Genomic DNA, 10214 nt, shown 5'->3' on the forward strand with positions numbered 1-10214 from the left:
AGCAGTGATAGCGAGGATGTCCAGTACGTCCTTTTCCATGCCCTTTAACCTCGTTTGTTTTATGACAGTAACGACAAATCACATCCACTTTAGCCATATTTCACCCAGAATAAAAAGTAGGGAGTTTATCACAAGATCTAATCATTGGGAGCATGACCTAATCTCTTGCATGTATTAGTAGGGACATTTCCTGACCAAATCCTATTTTTCATCTCCATTTGAACTTTTCTTATTCTATCCCTTGCTTCTCGTTCAGTGATTCTTTGATTTTCATCTTGGTGCTCATATGCAGCTTTTATTGCTACAATCTTAGCATCTACCTGTCCAGAATATGTATTATGATTACTGATAATCTGCACCATTCAAGGCGGTACCTAGAGCATCAGGCAACAGTACCAGCGTCAGCAAGATCAGCTCAGTGACATTAAGCTGCGAATGCGTGAACTGATTGGCGACTATAAAAGTAACTAAGAACAGGAAATGAGCGGCTCTTAAAAGGGAAAAAGCCGGAAGATTATTGGATCTTTCCGGCTTTTATTCAGTTAACTGCGATAAGTTCGGTTTAAGTTAAAATGGAAGAACCCTCTTGATCCCTTTTAATTTTTGAATGTCAGCACCTTTAGATTCTAAATATCTCAGAGCTTCATCAACTGACTGAAAATTCTGTATTTCTTCAATAGCATAATCTTCATAAACATCCATTTTAGACTCATCAATAGAAAAAATATAAGCTAAATACTGACCATTGTTTTTCTTTATAGCATATTCAAAAAGATAAGTTTCGTCTTCAATCTGTTTACTTTCTGAGTAACCACGAACTTTACCTCGATTAATAGCATTAATAATATTTTCCATATTTTTTAACCAGTTATATCAATTCTCACCATTGTTCCATCTGAACGTTTGATATTGATATGGGGTAATTTCCCATGCCCAGTTCCCTTTGGATCATCATGACCATAAACTCGTCCAGTTTTTGAGTCTATCGTATAATCTTTTCTATACCTGACCTTACCGTCCTTTTTCTTAAATTGATCCATCTTATTCTTTTTCCTGATCCCTTGGGCATCCTGAGAACCTATACCTCTAACTTTTTGTGCATCTGGGAAAGCCGTTTTTATTAGCTCATCGGCTTCTTTTTTAGTTTTTACTGTTACAACTGTTTTCTGTGGGCCATTTCGTAACTGGTCTATTTTCTTAGGACAAGCCTCCAACCCGAATGGATCAACCCAAGACAACGGATTATGTACATAGCCATAAGGATTCAAGCCACCTTCGAGATTCAGTGGATCTGGCGTCAGGTACTGTCCTGTATCCCGGTCATAATACCGGAAGCGGTTATAGTATAACCCACTTTCCTGATCTTCGTACTGCCCCATGAACCGTAGATTACAGCTGACGTGATAATCTGCATCATTGGAAGCGATGACTTGGGAACGTTCCGCCTTACCCCATGTGGTCAGCCGCTGCGCCCAGACCAGTCCGCCTTCCTCGTTCAACATTTCGCGCGGTGTACCCTGATGGTCACTGACAATATAGTGTAGCTTGCCGCACTCAAAACGTGCTGACGGTGTCAGTGCGCCCGGTTCGTAGAGCCAGCGGATGCGCTGTTCGTCTGCGGGGGTACCATCGGCATACAGGGGCGTTTCTTCGATAAGCTGGTCACCGCTCCACAGATAATCCTGCCCCATAATTGTGTTGGGTTTAACACTGAGATCCGGCTTGCCATTGAGCCAGCGCTGTAAATTGGCCGCGGCCAGTTTTCCATCGTGCACTTTCAGTTTACGGATTCTTCGCCCGAAAGCATCATAGCGATAATGCCAGCGCGAGCCGTCCGGGGTTTCACATTGCGTCAGTTGATTCAGCACATCCCAGCGGTAGCGCCACACTTGTGGCCGGAAACCGTCACGCGGCTCAGTTTTTTCAATAAGCCGTCCGCTGGTGTCATAACGATAGCGAATATTGCCGTGCTGCACGACACGACCGGCTTTCTGGCGTTGTGTGATGTGGGTGATTGCGCCATGCGCATCCACGGGAATATGCTGGCTTAAGTTACCATTGGCATCATAACTGAACTGCTCTTCATACGGGCGTGCCCCCTGATACCGGGTCTGGGTTATCTGACCGTTCGTATTGTAGCGGTAACGGGTCTGTCCCCAGCGGCCATCATCAATCACCCGGAGGTTGTACGCCCGGTCATATTGCCAGCTCCGATTGACCGCCGTGGCCTGTGGCGGGAAGTGAGGATTGTTTTGTTGCAGGGTTTCCCGGAACAGGGCGGTTGCCCGTCCGGCTGACTGATGAGACAGCAAACCCGATACGGTATAACGGCTGGCCAGGATAAAGCCTTGGTCACTTTCCCGCACTATTTCTTGCCCCAGTGGATCATGCTGTAAAGATAACGGGCTGTGTTGGTTAAACTGAAAATGGTTTAACCCGCCCATCCGGTTATACCCAAAATGCAGCGTATCATCACCCAGTGTTTCTGCAACAGGCAGGTCGTTGAGGTTATCCCATTCATGCGCGATTTCACGTCCGTTCAGACGCTCACTTATCAGATGCCCGGCCTCGTCATATTCGAATTCCACCACCGCATCCGCTGAAACGGCCCGGATCATCCGGCCTTTGGAGTCGTAGGTATAGGCCGTCTCGGCCTGCAGGGTCGTGTCTAATTTCCCGGCCTGCCAGTATTCCTGCCGTAAAATCTGGTTCTTGGCATTATAACAAACACGAATGAGCTGACCGTTGGGATAGCGTGTCAGGGTTCGGCGGCCGGCCCGGTCATAGGTATAGTCGATCGTGCGTCCGGTAAAATCGGTTTCACGAATAATTTGTCCGGCTAAATCCCGCTCATAGCGATAGATTTCACCAGTGGTCATCGTCACGCTGTTCAGGCGAATTAAGCGATCATAACCAAAATGCAGGACGGTTCCATCCGGACGGGTGAGCCGGGTCAGCAGGTCAAAGGCACCATAAGTATAACGCGTGGTATTCCCCTCACCATCCGTGACCGCAGTCACCCGGCGCTCATTATCATAGCTGATATGCTGTTTTACCCCGTCCGGCAATTCAATTTCCGTGACGCTATTTTCCGGACTGGCATGAAATGCACAGTGCTGATAACGGGTTTGCTGGCCCAGGGCATCAATCATACTCCGCAACCTCCCCAGCCCATCCTGGTCGTAACGGGTGGTGTAACCATTGGGCGCCAGAACACCATGAAGCCGGTGCTGTTCATATTCATAACGCCACTGGGTACCATCAGGCAGTACCCGCCTGAGGATTTCACCATGCTGGTTGTAACGGTATTCTTCCAATCGCCCTTGCGGATCGGTCACGGCATCCAGTGCGCCCTGGTCGCTGTAGTGAAAAAGCCATTTTTTGCCATCCGGCAGTTTGGCCTGCACCAGTTGACCGTATTCATCATAATCGTAGACAAACACCTCACCGGAAGGCTGTATCAGTTGGGTCAGTTCCCCATAAGGCGTATATTCAAACTGTGTTTTTCTGCCCAGAGGGTCAGTTTCTGACAGTTGATGACTCAGATCCCACTCCAGCACGGTTTCCCGCCCCAGTGGGTCAACTTTACGGGTGATCTGACTGTCCTCATTGTACCAATAGCGGGTACACCCACCTTCCGCGTCCAGATAGGTGGTGACTTTATTGACATCATCATACAAAAAACGATCCTGCCAGTAGCCTTGTGGAGTGCTGACCGAGACTACCCGCCCACGGTTGTCATACTCCATCGACACATCCGTTGAATCCGTGTCATGCCAGCGGGTCATCGCGCCACGGGGATCGTATTCGTGCCACAGATGACTGAACTGAAACGAATGGCATTCTGACAGGTAATATTGGGCGTTGTACTGACAGGTAACCAGTGTCTGGCGCAGTGCTTCAGTCCGGTATTCGACAGAAGCCAGCCGGTTCTGGTCGTAGTCCAATAACACCCGATAACCATCGGAATGAGTAACCTGTGACAGCCGGTATTGTTGCTCCCCGAAGGGATCATCATAATGGAAGGTGATGTGGTTATGGTGACGGTCACGGATCGCAGACAATAACCGTTTATCGCCTGCCGGCTGTTCAAAACTCCGCGTTAATTGGGTCTGACGATCAAACAGATGCAACCCGCCCGTTAAAGAGCCAAACAGCAGATAATGCCCGGCATGCAGGTTAACCGAGAATGCGTTTTCATCCGGCGTATGGAAGGTATAAACCACCCCATCCGCATCGGTAAAATGGGTGGCTTCTCCCTCCCGTTTCAGGTGTTGTGACCAGTCATCAGACCATTTAGGACCGAACAGACCGGCAAAATTTTCGGTTGAACGGTAAGTGCGGGTCAGTGACAGCGGCAGGGTGCCGGGCAGGGAGAGCATCGGCCACTGTTGCAGAAAATCCCCGGTGGCCATGTCGACCGGGTCACTACAGGTATCGTTGTCGTTCGGCTTTTTACTTTTTTTCTGCGTGGAGGCTTTCGGCTTATCCGATTTTGTGACGCCTTTTTTATTGCGTGGAAACGGTAATAATCCGGCAATGACCACCGCCCACTGCAAGGCTTTATTGCTTTCCTGCAAAATAGGGAGCGCCTCGCCCGTTTCCTGGGTAACAGAAATGGATCCCGCGGCACTGTTGATATTGGCGTCACAGGTGGTGCGATGTCCCAGCCGGGCAATTGGCCTGCCGTTGGCAAACACGGTCTTGGCGCCTTCAGCGACCATACCGGGAGGATGGTCACTGCACACCACCGGGTCGCCTTTCCGCGCGACCGGTTTACCCTCAAAGAACACATTGGGTGATCCTTTCGCAATGGTGCCTTTATTACTGCCATATTGCCCGATGGCGGCACCCATTCCGGCACAGGCACCACCGACAAACCCGCCGGCCGCCGCGGCCGCCGCAACCACAACCAGTGCCGCGCCTCCCGTAGCCACCACCAGAGCACCCACCGCCACTGCCGCAACCGCACCCAGTAAAATCCCACCCAGCGCGCCCCATAGCCCGGCATTTTTATTCTGGTGGGCAATGGCATCGCCTTCTCTGGCCGGATTTTCACCTTCGGTTGCGACGGTGCTCATCCCCATGCCTTTGGCGATAGCGTGACCGACTTTATCCCCGACATACATCCCCGCCTCCCCACCGATGGCACCGGCGGCTAATCCGACCGCGAAAGGGGCCGCCGCCCCCGTAGCCACCGCATAGGTGGCACTGGTTGCCAGCGTGGCATTGGCGAAGGTATCGCTTTGTAAAAATTCCAGTGCCCGGTCAGACGTGGATTTTTCTGTCCGTGGCGGGACTGGCGCAGATTTTCTGCCCTTTGAAGGCGAGGGATGATTGTGTGTGGCAGGCAACGGAGAAGGGCGCCCTGCCGCCGCTGCGCCCATCATCACATTCTGTGAAACACTCATGTTACACCTCCCTGTCAGGCGTTATCCTTCAGTTCATCGCGTAACCGGAACGTTGCCATCATGGTCTGCATCTGTTCCCGTTGTGCTGCTGTCATCTCCCCCTGACAGGTGCCGGTGAAAATCAGCACCTGTTTTGGGGTATTCAACAACATCATTAACTGATGTACCGGACCACTTGGGGCACGCCAGCGAAATTCGAAAGTCTCGGTCTCAAAACCGTTCAGTTCACCGGATTCATGGGCTATCGCTTCATAATCTTTCAGTTGCTTGCTGATGGCGGTCATTTCCCGTTCGGCAAACTGACTGAATGCCAGCCCCCACGGTAAATTGTCACGGGAGAGGGTGAAACTGGTGCCATTTTTTTCATCGGTGCTGTTCAATACCAGAATACTGGCATCCTGCCAGCTGGCGGGCAGCATAATCGTGCCCTGATTGAAGTGGAAAGGCGTGAGATCAAGTTGGTTGTTCATGGAAGTTCCTTCTGGCTTTCTGCAAGTTAAAAATCAAAACGCGTTATTTGTTGATGTTAACCTGGCCGCCTAATACGGTGACCCCGCTGTCATTCAGCTCAATACTGGCGCCCCCGAACGAAATTTTAATGTTGGTTTTCGTCATTTGAATGGTGCCGCTGCCGACTTTCAGCGTGATATCATCCTCGGCTTCATACAATTGCGTCCCCGCCCCGGCTTTGCCCGCATTGGCTTTCACCTGCACCACATTGGCTTGTGTACTGCGTTTCTGGCAGATGGTCTCGGTCAGGTTACCTTGCCGGACGGTTTTATGTTCATCCCCCGTCTGGATGAGCAGGCTCCGGTTACCGGCTTCCACGACCAGACTCTGGTCATTTTTTACCGTCGTCTGCATATCCTTCTGCGCATGCAGAGCCAGTCGCTCGCTGCCTTTCGCATCTTCAAACAGCAGTTCGTTGTAACCTTCGCCTTTGTGGGTTTTGGAGCGGAAGGCCATCTGGGTTTTGCTGCCCGGCAATCCGCCCGGCGGGATATTGCTGGCATGGTAGGTGCGCCCGGTGACGATGGGTTGGTCCGGATCGCCGTGCAGAAAATCCACCACCACTTCCTGCCCGATACGCGGGATTGCCAGCATGCCCCAGCCCTGACCGGCCCACGGTTGAGTGACGCGGATCCAGCAGGAACTCTGGTCATCGCTCTTGCCGTAGCGGTCCCATGGAAATTGCAAACGGATACGGCCGTACTGGTCACAGAAGATTTCTTCCCCGGCAGGTCCCACGACGTTGGCAATTTGTGGGCCGTCAATCACCGGTTTCGGCAACGGTGCCGGACGCCAGTGCTGGTTATGGCGGATAAAGTGGAACTGGCTGTGCAGGGTAGTCCCCGTACCACTGTTGGCGGTTTCGCGTGCCTGGGGCTGACTGCCGGTATGACTTGCCCCCACCACCTGCCAGGACTGGTTCAGGTCTTCACGCGGATGGTTGTACAGGGTGAATAACCGTCCCGGCTGAATGGCAATCGCATGACCACGGCCTTGTCCTGTCACGGCATTGTTGCGAAGTCCCTCCAGACGGTAACGGGTGAAATCCTTACCGTGCGCCTCATCCTTAAAACGCCCCGGATAGTCGTAATGTTCGTAATACCCCTGCTGGAGCGTGTCCTCCTTCATCTGCTGGCTGAATTCGGCCGGCCACGCCGGATTTTTGAAGGTGTAGTCTTTGAGTTGCACCATCGCCGGTCGAACCTGTGCCCGGTGTGTCAGGTGGCTCACCGCCGGCTCGCCCAGCGTACTGGTGTCACCCGGCTGGTAGGGCAGCACGATGCCCGGTGGGACAGAGCCGGCATCATCGGCAAACACCAGCGTATTGCGCCCGTTGCCGCATTCAAAAAAGTAGAAGATACCTTCTTCTGTGGTCAGGCGTTGCAGGAATGCAAAGTCACTTTCTGATATTGGAACCATGTTAACTTCCAGTGAGGTCTAGCTAAGTAAAATAATTTTTATAAACTACAACAAAATCAGTGTGATCTATTATTTTTACGTCTAGTTTTGTCTGTTGCAATCAAGATGCAGTGAGGGGCATAATCTGGGGCACTTACCATTTGATGATGACTATTCGATTATAGAGATGCCCTAATAATGAAACTAAACGCACGACAAGTCGAAACTGCAAAATCCAAAGAAAAAACCTACAAACTTGCCGATGGTGGAGGCCTCTATCTGGAGATCACGCCACGCGGATCTAAATATTGGCGCATGAAGTACCATCGCCCCAAAGATAAAAAAGAAGACCGGATGGCGTTTGGTGTCTACCCAACCGTGTCATTAGCCGAAGCTCGTGCTAAACGCGATGCAGCTAAAAAGCTAATGGCACAGGGCATTGACCCTAAAGCAGAGAAAAAAAGTACATCTTCTCCGGCCAAAGTGAACACCTTTGAACAGGTCGCCCGTGTTTGGCATGCCAGTAATAAGCGTTGGGATGAAAATTACCGCCAGACAATATTACGTAGCCTTGAAAAATATATTTTCCCCTGCATTGGCGCACGTGATATTACCACATTACGCACCAGCCAACTGTTAGCTCCGATCAAAGCCATTGATGAACAGGGTAAACATGAAATTGCCCAGCGTTTATGCCAACGCATCACTGCGATTATGCGCTACGCCGTCCAGAATGACATTTTGGAATACAATCCGGCTAACGACATGGCAGGCGCACTGACTACAGCAAAATGTCACCACCGCCCGGCTCTGCCCCACGAAGATTTACCTGATTTCCTGAGACGCTTATCCGCCTACCGTGGACGCTTAATATTCAAAATAGCCGTCGAGCTGACACTATTAACATTTGTCCGCATCAGCGAATTAAGATTCGCCCGCTGGCAGGAAATCGATCTTGAAAATGCCGTGTGGAAAATTCCTGCCACAAGAAAAACCATTGAAGGCGTTAAATTCTCTGAACGGGGCATGAAAATGAAAAATGATCACATCGTGCCGTTAAGCCATCAGGCGGTTCGGCTGATCAAAACCCTGCACAAACTGAGCGGTAACGGTGATGTGATGTTCCCCGGCGCTCACTATTCCACGAAAGTTATAGATGCAACAACGGTTAACAGAATTTTACGCAATATAGGCTACGACACTAAAACCGAAATATGTGGACACGGATTCCGCACAATGGCACGCGGGGCAATGGGGGAATCAGGTCTTTGGAGTGATGACGCCATCGAGCGGCAGCTCAGCCATATCGAACGAAACAGCGTTAGGGCAGCGTATATCCACACGTCTAAACATCTGGATGAACGGCGGCTGATGATGCAGTGGTGGGCAGATTATCTGGATGCGAACCGGGAAAAATTCATTACTCCGTATGATTTTGCTAAACCGCTACGTGACCGAAAAAACCATTAGTACAATTTGCAACCGGTTAATTTTCATCGAGGGGTAACTACTTAACACTGTTCATTTAGTTTGGTTTTTAAATAATCCGCCTGTCATCAAACAACGTCCACGGTGAGCGCTCAGGGACTCGATAACAGGAGAATGAATATGACAATGGCAGCATTAAAAACCAACCTGATTCGTCTGCCAGAAGTGCAACGCAAAACGGGTTACAGCAAAGCGTGGATCTACAAACTGATTAGTGACGGCGCATTTCCACAGCAAGTTAAAATTGGCCCACGTTCCGTGGCCTTTATTGAAGCAGAAATTGATAATTGGATTGCACAGCGGATTGCAGAATCACGAACGGCATAACACAGAAAAGACTATGACATAAGAAACAGAATATAAAACACAACGCCCCAGTGTGATGGCACACATCTGAGGCGTTTCACCAACAACCATTAAGGAAGGTAAAAATGATGGCTGATACACAGCATACCCAAACTCGCCCTGAATTTACAGCCCCAAAAAAATCAAGCAATCAAAAACCGCTTGACTTGATCCAGACCGTGAAAATTTCTGCCATGTATTCTTGGCAAAATTTGTTGCCAGCTTGCGGCATTGAAATCCCGGCAAAAGGTAAGCACGGTGCTTGCCCTGTCTGCGGCGGTACTAACCGTTTCCACTTTATCGATGATCACCATCATGGCAACTGGCATTGCCGCCAGTGTGACGCCCCGAACTATGGCGATGGACTGGATTTAGTAGCAAAAACTAAAGGGATTTCGATCACTGAGGCGGCGAAAATCATTGCTGGCTCGTTGGCATTGCCTCTGCCCGAACCCAAGCCTGCCAAAGAAAACCTCTATCCAACACAACCCATTGCCGAAAGCGCCGAGGTACTGATGAAGCAGACTGTCGCCGGACAATCTCCCTATCTGATCGCAAAAGGGCTGCACTGCCCTAATCAGCAGTTGTTGCCTGATAATTCGGTAGTGTTGGCACTAACAACACTGGATAAAAAAATCACTGGTGCGCAGATCATCAAACCCAATGGTGAGAAAAAATTACTGTCCGGCAGCCAGAAGAAAGGGGCGTTTATTGCCGTATCAGCACTGGAAGCACACTTCAACACGGTCATCATTACCGAAGGTTACGCCACGGCACTGACGGTTAGCCAACTCTATAAAGGCACTGTTCTGGCGGCGCTGGATGCTGGCAATTTGCTTTCTGTCGCTAAAGCCATTCAGGAGCGTTGGCCGGACACGAAAATTATTCTGGCAGCAGATAATGACTGGCATCACCCTGGCGAACTGGATAAGAACGGCAAACCAAAAGTAAATATCGGCAAGATTTCAGCAGAGAAAGCGGCTCTTGCAGTGAATGGTTGGGTTACGTTACCACCTACGGAATACAAAGCCGATTGGGATGATTATCGCCAGCAGCATGGTA

General features: G+C 50.3%; 8 protein-coding genes and 1 pseudogene. 3 read left to right on the top strand and 6 right to left on the bottom strand.

Features of this window, described 5'->3' with window-relative positions; genetic code table 11:
* The 6 genes and pseudogenes from Xsto_RS21095 to tssI form a co-directional block, all read right to left on the bottom strand.
* Positions 1-97, bottom strand: a 97-nt coding sequence (locus tag Xsto_RS21095; RefSeq protein WP_339955557.1) for an IS1 family transposase, incomplete at its 3' end; no start/stop codon positions are given.
* A 40-nt stretch (positions 98-137) separates the two neighbouring features.
* Positions 138-362, bottom strand: a complete 225-nt coding sequence (locus Xsto_RS21470; protein ID WP_099125538.1) for a hypothetical protein — start codon at positions 360-362, stop codon at positions 138-140.
* 205 nt (positions 363-567) lie between these two features.
* Positions 568-855, bottom strand: coding sequence for a hypothetical protein (locus tag Xsto_RS14895; RefSeq protein WP_099125539.1), 288 nt, complete (start codon positions 853-855; stop codon positions 568-570).
* 5 nt (positions 856-860) lie between these two features.
* Positions 861-5411, bottom strand: coding sequence for an RHS repeat-associated core domain-containing protein (locus Xsto_RS14900; RefSeq protein WP_244590409.1), 4551 nt, complete (start codon positions 5409-5411; stop codon positions 861-863).
* A 14-nt stretch (positions 5412-5425) separates the two neighbouring features.
* A complete protein-coding gene (locus tag Xsto_RS14905; RefSeq protein WP_099125540.1) occupies positions 5426-5881 on the bottom strand; it encodes a DcrB-related protein in 456 nt (151 codons plus the stop codon).
* 43 nt (positions 5882-5924) lie between these two features.
* Positions 5925-7337, bottom strand: a pseudogene (gene tssI, locus Xsto_RS14910) (type VI secretion system tip protein TssI/VgrG); the annotation flags it as partial.
* A gap of 180 nt (positions 7338-7517) precedes the next feature.
* Between tssI and Xsto_RS14915 the strand changes: the two are divergent.
* From Xsto_RS14915 to Xsto_RS14925, 3 genes are all read left to right on the top strand, one after another.
* On the top strand, positions 7518-8789 hold the full coding sequence (locus tag Xsto_RS14915) for a tyrosine-type recombinase/integrase (protein WP_099125541.1): 1272 nt from the start codon (positions 7518-7520) through the stop codon (positions 8787-8789).
* Positions 8790-8927: 138 nt separating this feature from the next.
* The gene (locus tag Xsto_RS14920; RefSeq protein ID WP_099125542.1) at positions 8928-9134 is read left to right on the top strand and encodes a helix-turn-helix transcriptional regulator; all 207 of its coding nucleotides are present in this window, start codon (positions 8928-8930) and stop codon (positions 9132-9134) included.
* A gap of 107 nt (positions 9135-9241) precedes the next feature.
* The coding region (locus Xsto_RS14925) for a toprim domain-containing protein (RefSeq protein WP_211284327.1) at positions 9242-10214 on the top strand (973 nt) is incomplete at its 3' end.

Origin of the sequence: Xenorhabdus stockiae (genome assembly GCF_002632825.1) — a bacterium.
GTDB classification, from domain to species: domain Bacteria; phylum Pseudomonadota; class Gammaproteobacteria; order Enterobacterales; family Enterobacteriaceae; genus Xenorhabdus; species Xenorhabdus stockiae.